This is a genomic window from Brevundimonas olei, from assembly GCF_037055245.1.
Taxonomy (GTDB): domain Bacteria; phylum Pseudomonadota; class Alphaproteobacteria; order Caulobacterales; family Caulobacteraceae; genus Brevundimonas; species Brevundimonas olei.
In genome coordinates this window covers 2,569,051-2,583,518 of sequence record NZ_CP146369.1, presented here as the reverse complement: position 1 = coordinate 2,583,518, position 14,468 = coordinate 2,569,051, and the positions used below count along the sequence as shown (strand labels likewise).

Annotated in this window: 13 protein-coding genes and 2 tRNA genes; 10 read left to right on the top strand and 5 right to left on the bottom strand. The window is 67.4% G+C overall.

The window, feature by feature from the left end:
• Positions 1 to 3 precede the first annotated feature (3 nt).
• On the top strand, positions 4 to 2,004 hold the full coding sequence (locus V8J38_RS12590) for an acetyl/propionyl/methylcrotonyl-CoA carboxylase subunit alpha (protein WP_338576135.1): 2,001 nt from the start codon (positions 4 to 6) through the stop codon (positions 2,002 to 2,004).
• A 36-nt stretch (positions 2,005 to 2,040) separates the two neighbouring features.
• Here the strand turns inward: V8J38_RS12590 and V8J38_RS12585 are convergent, their stop codons facing one another.
• On the bottom strand, positions 2,041 to 2,337 hold the full coding sequence (locus V8J38_RS12585) for a putative quinol monooxygenase (protein WP_338576134.1): 297 nt from the start codon (positions 2,335 to 2,337) through the stop codon (positions 2,041 to 2,043).
• Between the two features lie 161 nt (positions 2,338 to 2,498).
• Between V8J38_RS12585 and V8J38_RS12580 the strand changes: the two genes are divergently transcribed.
• The 3 genes from V8J38_RS12580 (at position 2,499) to metG (ending at position 6,113) form a co-directional block, all read left to right on the top strand.
• Positions 2,499 to 2,894, top strand: coding sequence for a DUF1489 domain-containing protein (locus tag V8J38_RS12580; RefSeq protein ID WP_312219314.1), 396 nt, complete (start codon positions 2,499 to 2,501; stop codon positions 2,892 to 2,894).
• 63 nt (positions 2,895 to 2,957) lie between these two features.
• The gene (locus V8J38_RS12575; RefSeq protein ID WP_291783014.1) at positions 2,958 to 4,325 is read left to right on the top strand and encodes an MATE family efflux transporter; all 1,368 of its coding nucleotides are present in this window, start codon (positions 2,958 to 2,960) and stop codon (positions 4,323 to 4,325) included.
• Between the two features lie 78 nt (positions 4,326 to 4,403).
• A complete protein-coding gene (gene metG, locus V8J38_RS12570) occupies positions 4,404 to 6,113 on the top strand; it encodes a methionine--tRNA ligase (protein WP_338576131.1) in 1,710 nt (569 codons plus the stop codon).
• A 57-nt stretch (positions 6,114 to 6,170) separates the two neighbouring features.
• Here the strand turns inward: metG and V8J38_RS12565 are convergent, their stop codons facing one another.
• The gene (locus tag V8J38_RS12565; RefSeq protein WP_338576129.1) at positions 6,171 to 7,025 is read right to left on the bottom strand and encodes a TerC family protein; all 855 of its coding nucleotides are present in this window, start codon (positions 7,023 to 7,025) and stop codon (positions 6,171 to 6,173) included.
• Between the two features lie 71 nt (positions 7,026 to 7,096).
• Positions 7,097 to 7,975 (bottom strand): 23S rRNA (guanosine(2251)-2'-O)-methyltransferase RlmB, encoded by an 879-nt coding sequence (rlmB, locus tag V8J38_RS12560; protein ID WP_291783005.1) that lies wholly within the window; start codon positions 7,973 to 7,975, stop codon positions 7,097 to 7,099.
• A gap of 147 nt (positions 7,976 to 8,122) precedes the next feature.
• Here rlmB and V8J38_RS12555 point away from each other — a divergent pair.
• The 3 genes from V8J38_RS12555 (at position 8,123) to tuf (ending at position 9,627) form a co-directional block, all read left to right on the top strand.
• Positions 8,123 to 8,206 (top strand) — tRNA-Tyr (locus V8J38_RS12555).
• Positions 8,207 to 8,302: 96 nt separating this feature from the next.
• Positions 8,303 to 8,376 (top strand) — tRNA-Gly (locus V8J38_RS12550).
• 60 nt (positions 8,377 to 8,436) lie between these two features.
• Positions 8,437 to 9,627: an elongation factor Tu gene (gene tuf, locus V8J38_RS12545; RefSeq protein WP_338576128.1), complete on the top strand. Its 1,191-nt coding sequence runs from the start codon at positions 8,437 to 8,439 to the stop codon at positions 9,625 to 9,627.
• A 155-nt stretch (positions 9,628 to 9,782) separates the two neighbouring features.
• On the opposite strand, the gene V8J38_RS12540 is transcribed toward tuf, so the two are convergent.
• Positions 9,783 to 9,947: a hypothetical protein gene (locus V8J38_RS12540; protein WP_291781248.1), complete on the bottom strand. Its 165-nt coding sequence runs from the start codon at positions 9,945 to 9,947 to the stop codon at positions 9,783 to 9,785.
• 150 nt (positions 9,948 to 10,097) lie between these two features.
• Between V8J38_RS12540 and V8J38_RS12535 the strand changes: the two genes are divergently transcribed.
• The 3 genes from V8J38_RS12535 (at position 10,098) to V8J38_RS12525 (ending at position 13,195) form a co-directional block, all read left to right on the top strand.
• Positions 10,098 to 11,255, top strand: coding sequence for a GNAT family N-acetyltransferase (locus tag V8J38_RS12535; protein ID WP_338576126.1), 1,158 nt, complete (start codon positions 10,098 to 10,100; stop codon positions 11,253 to 11,255).
• 13 nt (positions 11,256 to 11,268) lie between these two features.
• The gene (locus V8J38_RS12530; RefSeq protein ID WP_338576124.1) at positions 11,269 to 12,195 is read left to right on the top strand and encodes a transcriptional regulator; all 927 of its coding nucleotides are present in this window, start codon (positions 11,269 to 11,271) and stop codon (positions 12,193 to 12,195) included.
• A 103-nt stretch (positions 12,196 to 12,298) separates the two neighbouring features.
• Positions 12,299 to 13,195, top strand: coding sequence for a GIN domain-containing protein (locus V8J38_RS12525; protein WP_338576122.1), 897 nt, complete (start codon positions 12,299 to 12,301; stop codon positions 13,193 to 13,195).
• 155 nt (positions 13,196 to 13,350) lie between these two features.
• Here the strand turns inward: V8J38_RS12525 and V8J38_RS12520 are convergent, their stop codons facing one another.
• A complete protein-coding gene (locus V8J38_RS12520) occupies positions 13,351 to 14,109 on the bottom strand; it encodes an outer membrane protein (RefSeq protein ID WP_291781260.1) in 759 nt (252 codons plus the stop codon).
• Positions 14,110 to 14,468 lie beyond the last annotated feature (359 nt).

Genomic DNA, 14,468 nt, shown 5'->3' with positions numbered 1-14,468 from the left:
CTGATGTTCAAGTCCGTCCTGGTCGCCAATCGCGGCGAGATCGCCTGCCGCGTCTTCCGCACCGCCCGCCGCATGGGCCTGCGCACCATCGCCGTCTATTCCGAGGCTGACGCCGCCGCCCTGCACGTTCGCGAGGCGGACGAGGCGGTGCTGATCGGTCCGGCGGCGGCGCGCGACTCCTATCTGGATGCGGCCAAGGTGCTGGCGGCGGCCAAGGCGACGGGGGCGGAGGCGATCCACCCCGGCTATGGCTTCCTGTCCGAGAACGCCGACTTCGCCGAGGCGGCGGCGGCGGCGGGCATCGTCTGGATCGGCCCCAAGCCGTCCTCGATCCGCGCCATGGGCCTGAAGGACGCGGCCAAGAAGCTGATGATCGAGGCGGGCGTGCCCGTCACCCCCGGCTATCAGGGCGAGGACCAGTCGCTGGAGACCCTGAGCGCCGAGGCGAACCGCATCGGCTTCCCGGTCCTGATCAAGGCGGTCGCCGGCGGCGGCGGCAAGGGGATGCGCAAGGTCGACCGGGCTGAGGACTTCGCCGAGGGTCTGGCGTCGGCCCAGCGCGAGGGGCTGTCGTCCTTCGGCGACCCGCGCGTGCTAATCGAGAGCTACATCACCCGCCCGCGCCACATCGAGGTGCAGGTCTTCGGCGACAGCCACGGCAATGTCGTCCACCTGCATGAGCGCGACTGCTCGCTGCAGCGCCGCCACCAGAAGGTGATCGAGGAAGCCCCGGCGCCGGGCATGGATCAGGCCACGCGCGACGCCGTCACCGCCGCCGCCGTGCGCGCCGCCAGGGCCGTGGACTATCAGGGCGCAGGCACCATCGAGTTCATCGCCGACGCCTCCGACGGTCTGAAGGCTGACCGCATCTGGTTCATGGAGATGAACACGCGGCTTCAGGTCGAGCACCCGGTGACCGAGGCCATCACCGGCGTCGATCTGGTTGAATGGCAACTGCGGGTGGCGGCGGGTCAGCCGATCCCGCTGGCGCAAACCGACATCCCGATGAAGGGCTGGGCCATGGAGGCCCGCCTCTACGCCGAAGACCCCGCTAACGGCTTCCTGCCGTCGATCGGGCGGCTGGATCACTTCGTCATGCCTGACGACATCCGCGTCGACACCGGTGTGATGCAGGGCGGCGAGGTCAGCCAGTTCTACGATCCGATGATCGCCAAGCTGATCGTCCACGAAGACAGCCGCGAAGCCGCCGCCGCCCGGCTGGCCGACGCCTGCCGCGAGGTCGAGGTCTGGCCGGTCTGCACCAACGCGGGCTTCATGGCGCGCTGTCTGGATCACCCGCGTTTCGTCGAGGGCGACGTGGACACGGGGTTCATCGCGGCGGAAGAGGGGATGCTGATCGCCCCGGCTCAGGTTTCCGCCCGCGCTCTGGCCGCTGCGGCCGGGCAGATCGGGCTGGAAGCGGACGCTGCCGCCTTTGACGCGCCGGACAATGTGCTGGCGCCCGTCCGCGCAGGACTGTTCGGTTTCCGCCTGAACGCGGCGCCCCAGGCGCATACGGCGGTCCATCATGACGGCGTGGCTCACGCCCTGACCCTGACCGGCGAGCCGGGCTGGTATGGTCGGTCGTCCAGCTTCACCGTGAGCGGCGAATTCGGTTCGGCCCAGATCTATGGCGAGCCGGGCGTGGTTGTGGTTGACGGCGAGGTGGTCAGCACCCTGTCGCCTGACGCTGGGCGGGTTCTGGTGTTCGACGGCGGCGACGTGGTCGAGTTCCACCGCCGCAAATCCAGCGGACCGGCGGGCGGCTCCGCCTCCGACGGCGGCCTGCGCGCGCCGATGCCGGGCAAGATCGTCGCCGCGCCCGCCAAGGCGGGGGACAAGGTAGCCAAGGGTCAGCCCATCGTCGTGCTGGAAGCCATGAAGATGGAGCACGCCCTTACCGCGCCCTTCGACGGCGTGGTGGCCGAGTTCAACGTCGCCGTCGGCGATCAGGTCACGGATGGCGCGGTTCTGGCCGTGGTCAAGGCGGCGGAGGCTGCCTGAACGCACTCATCCATGGAACTGAGGGGGCCGCACGGGTCAACGAGGGAGGCCCGCTCGGCCCAGCGGCTCTGTTTCGGTCCGGCTGCCGAAACCGGCGATCAGCGGGCGGCCCTTGGCGATAGCGGCCTGCACGGCGGGCAGTTGCAACGAGGCGCTGTGGCTGTCTCGACTGTCCCACACTTCGGTGATCCACAGGGCGTCGGCGTCCGTCGAATCGCGCGCCACCACATAGTTTAAGCAGCCCGGCATTTCGGCGGTCCCTTCCAGAAGAATGGCGGCGAGGGCGTCGCGCTGGCCGGGCTGGGCCTTTATCTGGCCGATGAGTCCGTACATTGGGGGCTCTCCAAATGTTGGCTGGGCCGCCGTCATGGCGGCGAGGCCCAGGCCTGCGGCGATGATTTGACGGCGGTCGAGGCTCATGACGCGCAGCATGGCGCCGTTCGAGCGGAATGTCCGCCATGACGTCGCCGGTAATCTGATGCTAGAGGCCCCTCATGTCCCTGCACATGATCAAGCTCTGCGTCGGCGTGTCGGAAGTCGAGACGCTGGAGGCGAACGCCGCCCGGTCCGACTGGCGCATCGTCCACACCCGCATGACGCCCAAGCGCGCGGCCGAGATCGAGGACGGCGGTTCGCTGTATTGGGTGATGAAGGGCGTGGTGACTTGCCGTCAGCGCATCCTCGACATCACCACCATCGGCGAGGGCAAGGCCAGTCGCTGCGAGATCAAGCTGGACAGCCAGGTCATCCGCACCGCGCCTCTGGCCCGGCGCCCCTTCCAGGGCTGGCGTTATTTCGAGAAGGACGTGCCGCCGGACCTGTCGATCGCCGAGCCGACGGATCTGCCGCCGGACCTGGCGCGCGAACTGCGCGAGCTGGGCGCCTGGTAGGCGCCTGAAACGGCCGGAAAATCATTTGACCCGCGCCCGCGCGCGTGGCTGTTGCGGCCTCCGATGGTCCAGTCCCTGTTCAGCTTCCATAATCGCGCCACCCTGTCCGAGCTGCTGAAGCTGGCATGGCCGGTCGTGCTGGCGCGTCTGGGCATCATGACCATGGGGCTGACCGACGCCATCGTGGTCGGCCACTACGCCAGCCGCGAGCTGGCCTATCACTCCCTGGCCTGGGCGCCGTCTTCGGTCATGCTGACGACTGCGGTCGGTCTGATGATGGGGGTGCAGGTCATGACCGCCCGGCTGCTGGGCGAGGGACGAGGCGACGAGGTGGGGGCGGTGCTGCGACGCGGCATGACCTACGCCCTGCAGATCGGCTTCATCGCCATGATCGGCCTGTTGTTGCTGGGGCCCTTCGGCCTGGTGCACATGGGGCTGGAGGACGGCCTGGGCGAGGGCGCCACGCCTGCCCTGATGGTCTTCGCCCTGTCGATGCCCGCCTATCTGATCTCGGTGTGCGCCCAGTTCTTCCTTGAAGGCCTGCACCGGCCCAAGGCGGGCATGGTCGCCATGTGGGTGGCCAATGCGGTCAATCTGGCGCTGAACCTCCTGCTGGTGCCGGACCTGCTGGGCATCGGTCTGCACGGCGCCGTGGCCTCGGCCTGGGCGACGTTCGGCGCGCGCACGGCGCTGGCGCTCTTTCTGGTGATCTTCATCCTGCGCCTGCCCGAGGCGCGGGCCTGGGGCGTGTTCAACAAGCCCAGGCGCGACAAGGCGGTCGAGAGACAGCAGATGCGCGTCGGCCTGGGGGCGGGCGCGTCCAACTTCATCGAGGTGGGCGCCTTCGCGGCCATGACCCTGTTCGCCGGTCAGCTGGGCGCGGCGGAAACGGCCAGTTGGGCCGTGGTCATCAACGTTTCCGCCATCGTCTTCATGGTGCCCATGGGCCTGTCGTCAGCGACGGCGGTCCTGGTCGGCCGCAGCTACGGCGGCGGCGACAAGGCGGGGGTCATGCGAGGCGGGCTGGCGGGCGTCGGCGTGGTGACGGTGCTGGCCTTCATCATCGCCGTCGGTCTGTGGCTGACCGCGCCGATGGTGGTCAGCGCCTATACGACCGACCCGGCGATTCTGGCCATCGCGGCGCCGGCGCTGGTGCTGGCGACCCTGTTCTTCGTCGCGGACGCCCAGCAGGTGGTCGCGGCCCAGGCCAATCGCGCGGCGGGAGACGTGGTGTGGCCGACGCTGATGCACCTGCTGTCCTATGGCCTGATCATGATCCCGCTGGGCTGGTTCCTGGCGCACAGGATCGGCGTGGACGGCCTGGTCTGGGCCGTGATCGTCGCCAGCCTGATCTCGGGCGCCCTTCTGACTGGGCGGTTCGTGCGAATCGCGCGGCGATTGCCCCCGGCAAAGGCGACGCCTGTCTTATAAGACACTTGGCCCATAAAAGGTGACGTTCGGGTCTTCGCCCTCTATATCCGACGCCTCCCTGTCAGACGTTGGAAGACCATGGCCCGCATCCTCATCACCTCGGCGCTGCCCTATATCAACGGCATCAAGCACCTTGGGAATCTGGCCGGGTCGATGCTGCCCGCCGATGTGTGGGCGCGCTTCATGCGGGCGAGAGGCCATGACGTCCTCTATGTGTGCGCCACCGACGAGCACGGCACCCCAGCCGAACTGGCCGCCGCCGCCGCCGGTCAGGACGTCCGCACCTATTGCGACGAACAGCATGAGGTTCAGAAGAAGGCCGCTGACGCCTTCAGCCTGTCGTTCGACATCTTCGGCCGCAGCTCCAACGCCCCGAACACCCGCCTGACCCAGCACTTCGCCAAGGTTCTGGAGGAGCGCGGCCTGATCGAGGAGCGCGTCGACCGGATGATCTATTCGATCGACGACGCCCGCTTCCTGCCCGACCGCTACGTCGAGGGCACCTGCCCCCACTGCGGCTATGAGAAGGCGCGCGGCGACCAGTGCGACAACTGCGGCCGCCTGCTGGATCCGACCGATCTGATCAATCCCTATTCGGCGGTGTCGGGCAGCCGCAACCTGGAGGTCCGCGACACGCGCCACCTCTATCTGCTGCAGACCAAGATCGCCGATGAAGTGCGGGGTTGGGTCGACGCCCGCTCGCCCCAGTGGCAGCCGCTGGCCCGCTCCATCGCCTACAAGCATCTGGACGAGGGCCTGATCGATCGCGGCATCACCCGCGACCTGAAATGGGGCGTGCCGGTCGTCGGTCCCGACGGCGGTCCGCGTCCGGGCATGGAGGGCAAGGTCTTCTACGTCTGGTTCGACGCCCCCATCGAATACATCGGCGCGACCGAGGAATGGGCCGAGAAGACGGGCGGGAACTGGCGCTCTTGGTGGCGTCTGGACGAGGGGGCGGACGATGTTCGCTACGTCCAGTTCATGGGCAAGGATAACGTCGCCTTCCACACGGTCAGCTTCCCCTCGACCCTTCTGGGCTCGGGCGAGCCGTGGAAGACGGTTGATCAGCTGAAAGCCTTCAACTGGCTGAACTGGTACGGCGGCAAGTTCTCGACCAGCATGGGCCGAGGCGTCTTTATGGACCAGGCGCTGGAGTTGCTGCCCGCTGACTACTGGCGCTGGCACCTGACGGCCTATGGACCGGAGCATTCCGACGCGGCCTTCACCTGGGAGCAGTTCCAGTCGACGACGAACAAGGATCTGGCCGACGTGCTGGGCAACTTCGTCAACCGCATCGTCAAATTCACCGAGTCCAAGTTCGACGGTGTCGTGCCCGAGGGCGGCGAACCGGGCGCGCTGGAAGAAAAACTGGCGGCCGACGTCAAGGTCGCGCTGGCGACCCTGACCTATGAGTTCGAGGCCATGGAGTTCCGCAAGGCGGCCCAGGCGGCCCGCGCCCTGTGGGTGCTGGGCAATGAGTATCTGCAGGAAGCCGCCCCCTGGACGGCGCTGAAGACGGACCGCGAGCGCGCCGCCGTCGTGGTGCGCACGGCCCTCGGCCTGGTGGCTCTGTTCGCCCGCGTCACGGCGCCCTTCATGCCTGAAGCGGCCGGACGTATCGCGGCCACGGTCGGCGCGGCGGACCTGTCCTGGCCGGACGTGGAAGGCGATCTGCTGAACACGCTGCCGGTCGGCCAGGCCGTGGCTTCGGCCCAGGTGCTGTTCGCCAAGATCGAGGACGCCCAGGTCGCCGAATGGACCGAGCGCTTCGGCGGCGCCGAAAGCTAGGGTCGCGCCAGGCGTAGACGTGGAGAAGGCCCGGAGTGATCCGGGCCTTTCGTGTTTCTAGGAGGCGGGTTTCGAGGGTTCGACCGTTTGCGGCGGCGGATCGCGTCGCTCGCGACCGCCGGGCAAGGCGTGGGGCGTGTGGGAATCGGCGCCCTTGCCGGTATGCTTCATATGCTTGGCCTGCTCTTCGGCGCTGATGGCGAGGAAGGCGGGGGCCGAGGCGTTGAAGGCGTCGGCATGGCCGGTGCGCACGATGACCGAGCGCCCGCCGTCCCAGATCATGTGCAGGGCGACGTACAGGACGATGGCGAGGCCCACATAGGCGATCCAGCGGTAGCGGTTCAGCAGCTTGGCGATGAAGGTGGCGGCCAGACCCATCAGGGCGATGGACAGGATCAGGCCAAACACCATGATCCACGGGTGTTCGTGACTGGCGCCGGCCACGGCCAGGACATTGTCCAGGCTCATGGTCAGGTCGGCGATCATGATCTGTATCAGGGCGGCGCCGAAGGTCTTGCGCTTCAGGCCCAGCTCTTCGGGAGAGGGGCCGCCGCCATTCTCCATGGCCATGGCGCGCTCGATTTCGGCTTCGGCCTCGGCCTGGTCGTGCGTGGCCTGCTCACGCAGTTCGCGCCACATCTTCCAGCACACCCACAGAAGCAGGAAGCCGCCTGCCAGAAGCAGGCCGACGATGGCCAGAAGCTGAACGGTGATCAGCGCCAGGCCGATGCGCAGGACGACGGCGACGGCCAGGCCGACCAGGATGGCCTTGCGGCGTTGCTCCTGGGGCAGGGCGGCGGCGGCCAGGCCCACGGCCACGGCGTTGTCGCCCGCCAGGACGAGGTCGATCATCAGCACCTTGCCGAGGGCGGAGGCCTGACTGATCAGTTCGGGATTGGAGAGGAAGTCCATGCCGGACTCATAAGGCCCGACCGGACCCGCGCCAAGTCGCCGCAGGGCGAGTTGACGCGGGGGCCCGATTCCTAGGCTGCGCGTCCCTGGGCGCGGGCCGCTTCATACAGGGCGATGGCGGCGGCGTTGGAGACGTTCAGGCTCTCGAAGCCGCCGGGCATGGGGATGCGGGCCATCGCTTCGCAGTGCTCGGCCACCAGGCGACGCACCCCGTCGCCTTCGGAGCCCATGACAATGACGGTCGGGCGGGCGTCCAGCGCCTGCTCCAGCGTCAGGTCCGAACCGCCGTCCATGCCGATGGCGCGCCAGCCGTGGTCGGCCAGCTTCTCAAGGGCGCGGCTGAGATTCGTCACGCGGGCGCACGGCAGGCGCTCGGTCGCGCCGGCGGAGGCCTTGGCCAGGGCGCCGGCCAGGGCGGGGGAGTGCCGGTCCTGCACCACGATGCCGCGCGCGCCGAAGGCCAGGGCCGACCGGAAGATGGCGCCGACGTTCTGAGGGTCGGTCAGCTGATCCAGCATGACGATGACGCCTTGCGCCGGTTCGGCCAGGTCTTCCAGGGCGACGCCTTCCAGCGGCTGAACCTTGAAGGCCATGCCCTGGTGCACGGCGCCGGCCGGCAGCATCCGGCCCAGGGCGAGCGAATCGACCACCTCGATTCGGTGGCCGTTGGCCAGATTCTCGCGCTGGATCTCCTCGGCCCGGTCTTCCGTGACCATCAGACGGCCGGTTCCACGGCGCGCGGGATTCGCCAAAGCGGCCAGAACCGGATGACGTCCCCAAAGAAAATTATCGGCGTCCGGGCGCGAACGGGCCGGCCGTCGCTCTGCATCGCCTGCGCCGCGTCCTTGCGGGGCGGGTGTTTGAGCCCGATTTGGGCGTGCTTCGTCCCTCTTGTGGAAAGATTGTTTTTTACCGGTTTTCCGGTCGTTGCGTTCTCGAAATGACGACACTATAAGACGGCCTCCGATTTGGGCCCCAGGGCTTTCGGTTCAGGCGCTTCCTCTACTGCAGGCGTCGCCCGACAGCGAAGGCTTTCGTCGCGAATGATCGAAAGATTGTTCACGGCGTTTCCAGACCGGCATTGACATAGGCGCGCTGGGGGAATGTCCCGAGCGGCAAAGGGGGCGGACTGTAAATCCGCTGCGTAAGCTTCGCAGGTTCGAGTCCTGCTTCCCCCACCACGCGCCTCCAATGCCCGACGGGCCGGGAGTCCAGATAGGAATCGGGTGCGGAACCGTCGCTCTTCATTTGAAGGGCGGTGCAACCGCATTCTTCGTGCGGGTATAGCACAATGGTAGTGCAGCAGCCTTCCAAGCTGAATACGCGGGTTCGATTCCCGCTACCCGCTCCAGGTTTTATGAACTGAGCACAGCGCCCCTCCGTTCCGGACCCGGGCCACAGGAGTTTGGCCATGGCCAAGGAAAAGTTCGAACGCACGAAGCCGCACGTGAACATCGGCACGATCGGTCACGTTGACCACGGCAAGACGACGCTGACGGCGGCGATCTCGATGACGCTGTCGAAGGCCGGCGGCGGCAAGGCGATGAACTACGCCGACATCGACAACGCGCCGGAAGAGAAGGCGCGCGGGATCACGATCAACACGTCGCACGTGGAATATGAGACGGCGAACCGTCACTACGCGCACGTGGACTGCCCGGGCCACGCCGACTACGTGAAGAACATGATCACGGGCGCGGCTCAGATGGACGGCGCGATCCTGGTTTGCTCGGCCGCCGACGGCCCGATGCCGCAGACGCGCGAGCACATCCTGCTGTCGCGTCAGGTCGGCGTTCCGGCGCTGGTGGTGTTCCTGAACAAGGTCGACATGGTCGACGACGAGGAGCTGCTGGAGCTGGTCGAGATGGAAGTGCGCGAGCTGCTGAGCTCGTACCAGTTCCCGGGCGACGACATTCCGGTGATCAAGGGCTCGGCCCTGGCCGCGGTGGAAGACCGCGACCCGCAGATCGGCGCCGAGCGCGTTCTGGAGCTGATGGCGGCGGTCGACAGCTACATCCCGCAGCCGGAACGTCCGATCGACATGCCGTTCCTGATGCCGGTGGAAGACGTGTTCTCGATCTCGGGCCGCGGCACCGTGGTGACGGGTCGCGTCGAGCGCGGCGTCGTCAAGGTCGGTGAGGAAGTCGAGATCGTCGGCATCCGTCCGGTCCAGAAGACGACCTGCACGGGCGTTGAAATGTTCCGCAAGCTGCTGGACCAGGGCCAGGCCGGCGACAACGTGGGCGTGCTGCTGCGCGGCACCAAGCGTGAAGACGTCGAGCGCGGCCAGGTGCTGTGCAAGCCGGGTTCGATCACCCCGCACACGAAGTTCGTGGCTGAAGCCTACATCCTGAACAAGGAAGAAGGCGGCCGTCACACGCCGTTCTTCACGAACTACCGTCCGCAGTTCTACTTCCGCACGACGGACGTGACCGGCATCGTGCGCCTGAAGGAAGGCGTCGAGATGATCATGCCGGGCGACAACGCCGAGCTGGACGTCGAGCTGATCACGCCGATCGCGATGGAAGAGAAGCTGCGCTTCGCCATCCGAGAAGGCGGCCGCACCGTCGGCGCCGGCGTCGTGGCCAAGATCGTCGAGTAATATCGACGTCAGAATGGGCGAGGGCTGCGGTCCTCGCCAGTTCGACAGTATGAGTAAGCGTAAGCGTATCGGCCTCAAGCAGCGCGAAAGCGCGCTAGGCCGCAGTAAAGCGTAACAGAGCGGTCCCCGGAGCGATCCGGGGGCCGTTTTGCATGTCAATCGTTCGGCGCGCCGGTCGCGGGATCGGTGTCGGTGCGGCCTGAGTTGCTGCTGCCCTTGGCGTCCTTGGGCTCGGTGGCGGGGCGCGGCGGGCGGCCTTCCTTGTCGGGACGCTGGTTTTCGTTCTCGGTCTCGCGGCTCTTGGGGCGTGGTTTCGGCATGGGAACCTCCTGAAAGAGGTCAATGCGGCGAGACGCGGTGAAGCTCCGATCTTTTGCACAACACGTCGAACGCTAACCCAGCCTCAAGGGCTTGGCCGTATGAGGCAGTGTTGGAACGGGACTTGCTGTGATCGTTCCGAAGGGAGCGTCATGTCGGGACCACTATCAGTTGAAATCCGCAACCTCGCCGACCTGTCGGCCGAGGAGGGCGTCCAATGGAACAAGTGGGCGCGCGCGGACCCGGACCTGAGCAGCCCCTATTTCCGTTGGGAGTTCGCGCGGACGGCCGGGCCGATCTGTCCCGGCGCCGCGCTGGCCGTCTTCAAACGGGACGGCCGCGTCGTCGGCTATTATCCGCATCAGCGCCGAGGCGGGACGGTTCAGCCGCTGGCCGCGCCGATGAACGACTATCACGGCGTCATCGGCCCGCGCGACGACAAGCCTTCGATGCAGGAAGCGGCCGCCCTGATCGGCGCGCCGCGTTTCGCCGCCGCCGCGTGGATCGGCGAGGCTCCGCAGGCGATGCCGCGCAACCACAGCGTGGTCTCCATCGTGCCTGACGAAGGCGGCTTCGACGCCTGGTACGCTCGGCGACGGAAGGCCTTTCCGAAATACTTCAAGGACAAGGAGCGGTCGCGGCGAGGGTTGGACGGCGCCTTCAAGACGGTTGAGATCGAAATCGGCCTGCATGATCACGCCCTGCTGGAACGCCTGATCATCGAGAAGAGCGAACAGTATCGCCGCACCGGGCACCACGACATCTTCGCCTGCGGATGGACTGGCCAGGTGCTGCACGCCCTGATGGACAGCGAGGGCGAAGACGGCTTCGGCGCCTCGATGGCGGTGCTGCGTGTCGATGGACGGGTCGTGGCGATGGAGTATTCCATGCACGCGGGGCGTCATTTCCACCTGTGGTTCCCGGTCTACAACCAGGAGGTCGCGCGCTGGTCGCCGGGCATCGTGCTGACCCAGGAGACGATCCGGCTGGGCTCCGAGCGCGGCTACCGAGTCTTCGACTACGGCGTGGGCGTGGGCGGCAACTACAAGAAATACTATGATGACGGCGGCCTGGCGACGGTCGAGGGCGTTGTGGCGCGGCCGGGGCCAGGCAAGGCGCTGTGCGCGACGGCGAGCGCCGCCCTGGGCGTGCTGGGCTCCGCGCGGGCGGAGCGCTTGCGCACCAGTACGCGGCGTCGCTGGTCCGTGGTCGAGGCCTGTGAGACGAGCTTGGCCGGTCGGGCCTCGGGGGCGCTGCGCGCCGCCGCCGACATGGTGCGGAAACAGAAGGCGGCCGGTGGGGCCGATTGAGGAGGAAAGCGGAATGACGGCTTCCATGACGCGCTATGCGGGCCCGATCACCCAGGCGGAGGTGCATCCTCACGCCCTGGTCGCCGACGGTTTCGCCGAGGATCAGGCTCTGGCCGAGGTGCTGGACCGCTATCCGGCCGACCTGTTCGACATCAACCTGTACGACTACGACGACGAGGGACAGGTCAGCCTGCGCACCGGCGCGCGGGGCCGGTTGAACGGGGCCGAACTGCTGGAGGCGATCCAGCAGGGCCGCCTGTGGGTCAACATGCGCAATGTCGAGCAGGGCTGGCCCGAACTGTGGCGCGCGGCCATGGTCGACTTCGAGCGCATCCTGGGCGGTTACGGTCTGAAGGCGGCCAGCGCCAGCGGTCAACTCATCCTGTCCTCGCCCAAGGCGCGGGTGCCCTATCACTTCGACGCGGGCGGCGTGGTGCTGTTGCACATGCGCGGGCGCAAGCGCCTGTTCGTCTATCCGGGCGACGAGGCCCACCTGCCCGAGCGCAGCATGGAGCAGGTCGTCACCCGCCAGACGACCGAGGAGATTCCCTATCGCCGCGCCTTCGAGGACGACGCCCGCATCGTCGATCTGGAGCCGGGGCAGGCGCTGACCTGGCCCTTCTACGCCCCGCACCGGGTGGAGAACCTGGACCGTTTCTGCGTCTCCCTGTCGGTGGAGTTCCAGAGTTGGCCCTCGCGCATCCGCAACGGGGCGCTCTACACCAACGCCTTCCTGCGCAGCCGGGGAGGGGAGCCGCGCACGACGGACCGCATGAGCCGGCCCGAATTGGCCGCGCGCTGGGCGGCTTCGGTGGCGCTGAAGCGGGCCGGGCTGATGAAGAGCCGCATCGCCGCCTTTGAGCGAGATTTCGAGCCTGCCGTCGGGGCGACGGACGGGGCGGCGGCCCTGCCGGACCGCGTCGACACCCCTGCAGGCTGAACCGAGCCTTAGGTTAAAAGGGGTTCATGACCTCGATTTAAACTGACTTTGCGGCGGGCGGCCCTCAGTCTTCCCTGGACACAGAGACAGGGAGAGCTCGCTGATGAAACCCGCTGCAATCGCCGCCGCCATGGGATCCGCATTGGCCGCGTCCGCCGTTCTGGCGGCGCCGGCCCTGGCCGACGAAGTGACCATCCGCAACGCCGTGGCGCGCGTCATCGTCATTCCGGAAGACCGTGCAGACGTCGGCGTCGAGATCACGCCGGGCTCGGCCGGCCTGCCGGAGCTGCGCCTCGAGCGTCGGGGCGGCCAGGTCCGCATCGACGGCGGTCTGGGACGCGGTCGGGGCATGAGCTTCGGCGGCGGCCAGATCGGTTCCTGCAACAGCGGTCCGGCGGACGCCCGCCAGCCTGGCGAAGGCGCATCGGTCGAGGTGCGCGGCAAGGGGCGTATTCGGCTGGAAGATGCGCCGCTGATCGTTCTGCGCACGCCGCGCGACGTGGACGTGAACGGCGGCGGCGCCGTGTTCGGCTCCATTGGACGCGGCGCGCGCTCGGTCGAGCTGGGCAACGGCGGCTGCGGCTCCTGGACGGTAGCGAACGTCGATGGCGACATGAGCCTGTCGGTCGGCGGATCGGGCTCGATCCGGGCCGGCACGTCGCGCGATCTGGAAGCGGCCGTCGGCGGATCGGGCTCCATCTATGCGGGCGCGACCAGCAAGCTGGAGGCCAGCGTGGGCGGTTCGGGCAGTATCGATGTCGCTTCAGTCGACGGTGAGACCAAGGCGGCCATCGGCGGCTCGGGCGGGGTGCGCGTGAGGAACGGTCGTGCCACGACGCTGGAGGTGTCCATCGGCGGCTCGGGCGACGTGAATTTCGGCGGAACGGCGGGCGACGTCTCGGTGGCTATCGCCGGCTCGGGCGATGTGAGGGTCGCAGAGGCGACCGGCCGAGTGTCCCGCTCGATCGTGGGATCAGGGGATCTGCGCATCGGTCGCTGACGCTGCAAGACCCTGAAGGAGAAGGCCCGGGAGCGTGGAACCCCTCGGGCCTTTTTCATGCCTGGAGCCTGAACGGTGCGCACAAACAAAAACCCCGGCGGATCGCTCCGCCGGGGTTTCGTTGATCCGTGCGGTCCGAAGACCGCGAAGATCGCTTAGAGGCCGAGCAGGGCGGACACGCCGTTGTGCGTGCGGCCCAGGTTGGCGCCGGCTTGATCGCGGGCTTGCAGACCGCCGCCGAAGCTGTAGCGCATGCCGATCTTGAAGACGTTGGCGTCGACGTCCAGGTCCGAGGACTTGACGTAGTCGTAGCCGCCGAAGACCGAGTACGGCGAGTTGGCGAACTGGTACTCAGCAGCCACGCCGGCCGACCAGGCGTCGACGTCGCCGTTGCCGATGAACATGTTGTCGGCGTCGACGTTGGTGTACGCGGCGCCGCCGCTCAGGCGCAGTTGCGGCGTGGCGTAGAAGGCGGCGTCGCCGGCCACGGTCCAGATGTCAGCGTCAGCCGCGGTGCCGTACGAAACGACGCCCGTCAGGGTGGCGCGGTCCAGGTACTTCTGACCTTCCAGGCCGAAGGTGTTCAGCGTGGTGTTGCCCAGTTCCGAAGCGCCGTAGAAGCCGCCGAAGCGCATGTCTTCGATCTTCTTCGACAGGTGCACGGCGCCGGCCAGGGTGGTTTCGTCGCCAGCGTGCTGGACGTCCGTGTAGGCGGCTTCAGCATTGAAGGTGACGGTCCAGTCGCCGAACACCGGCGAAGCGACGGTGCCGTCGATGACGCCGCGGTTCACGTCGGTGCCTTCGACGTCAGCGTAGTTGTAGGCGATGCCGACCGAGCCGATGGCGTCTTGAGCGAAGGCGGGAGCGGCGATCAGGGTCGCGGCGGCGACCGAAGCGAGAAAGACGGTTTTCATTTTCTTGTCCTTATGTACTGCCGCCGAACAAGCTCAGCCGGTCCGACGATGGGCGAGACATAGGTCGCTGTTTGGCGCTTTGCCGTAACAAACATGTCATGTCGCGGTCACATCCGGGGCGATGTTGCCCAAAAGAGACGCATTGCGGCATAACTGCGTCAGTATGGGGCGGGTATTGCGGCGGCGCCTTTCCGTGGCGTTCATCTGGCCGCTTTCCTGCCTCAGTTCCTAACGATCAGCCCGTGTTATGCTGCGGCGCAGCGTCCGAGAGGCGGCGAGAGGGCGGTGAGTCGCAAACCCCGACGGGGCGGGGATTTCCGCGCTTGACGGAAACGGAATCGGAGGGCATAAGCGCCCCT

What these genes read in the sequence shown, in the direction of transcription:
- V8J38_RS12590 (WP_338576135.1), top strand. Translation starts at nt 4, where the DNA reads ATGTTCAAGTCCGTCCTGGTCGCCAATCGCGGCGAGATCGCCTGCCGC.
- V8J38_RS12585 (WP_338576134.1), bottom strand. Translation starts at nt 2,337, where the DNA reads ATGTACGGACTCATCGGCCAGATAAAGGCCCAGCCCGGCCAGCGCGAC.
- V8J38_RS12580 (WP_312219314.1), top strand. Translation starts at nt 2,499, where the DNA reads ATGTCCCTGCACATGATCAAGCTCTGCGTCGGCGTGTCGGAAGTCGAG.
- V8J38_RS12575 (WP_291783014.1), top strand. Translation starts at nt 2,958, where the DNA reads ATGGTCCAGTCCCTGTTCAGCTTCCATAATCGCGCCACCCTGTCCGAG.
- metG (WP_338576131.1), top strand. Translation starts at nt 4,404, where the DNA reads ATGGCCCGCATCCTCATCACCTCGGCGCTGCCCTATATCAACGGCATC.
- V8J38_RS12565 (WP_338576129.1), bottom strand. Translation starts at nt 7,025, where the DNA reads ATGGACTTCCTCTCCAATCCCGAACTGATCAGTCAGGCCTCCGCCCTC.
- tuf (WP_338576128.1), top strand. Translation starts at nt 8,437, where the DNA reads ATGGCCAAGGAAAAGTTCGAACGCACGAAGCCGCACGTGAACATCGGC.
- V8J38_RS12540 (WP_291781248.1), bottom strand. Translation starts at nt 9,947, where the DNA reads ATGCCGAAACCACGCCCCAAGAGCCGCGAGACCGAGAACGAAAACCAG.
- V8J38_RS12535 (WP_338576126.1), top strand. Translation starts at nt 10,098, where the DNA reads ATGTCGGGACCACTATCAGTTGAAATCCGCAACCTCGCCGACCTGTCG.
- V8J38_RS12530 (WP_338576124.1), top strand. Translation starts at nt 11,269, where the DNA reads ATGACGGCTTCCATGACGCGCTATGCGGGCCCGATCACCCAGGCGGAG.
- V8J38_RS12525 (WP_338576122.1), top strand. Translation starts at nt 12,299, where the DNA reads ATGAAACCCGCTGCAATCGCCGCCGCCATGGGATCCGCATTGGCCGCG.
- V8J38_RS12520 (WP_291781260.1), bottom strand. Translation starts at nt 14,109, where the DNA reads ATGAAAACCGTCTTTCTCGCTTCGGTCGCCGCCGCGACCCTGATCGCC.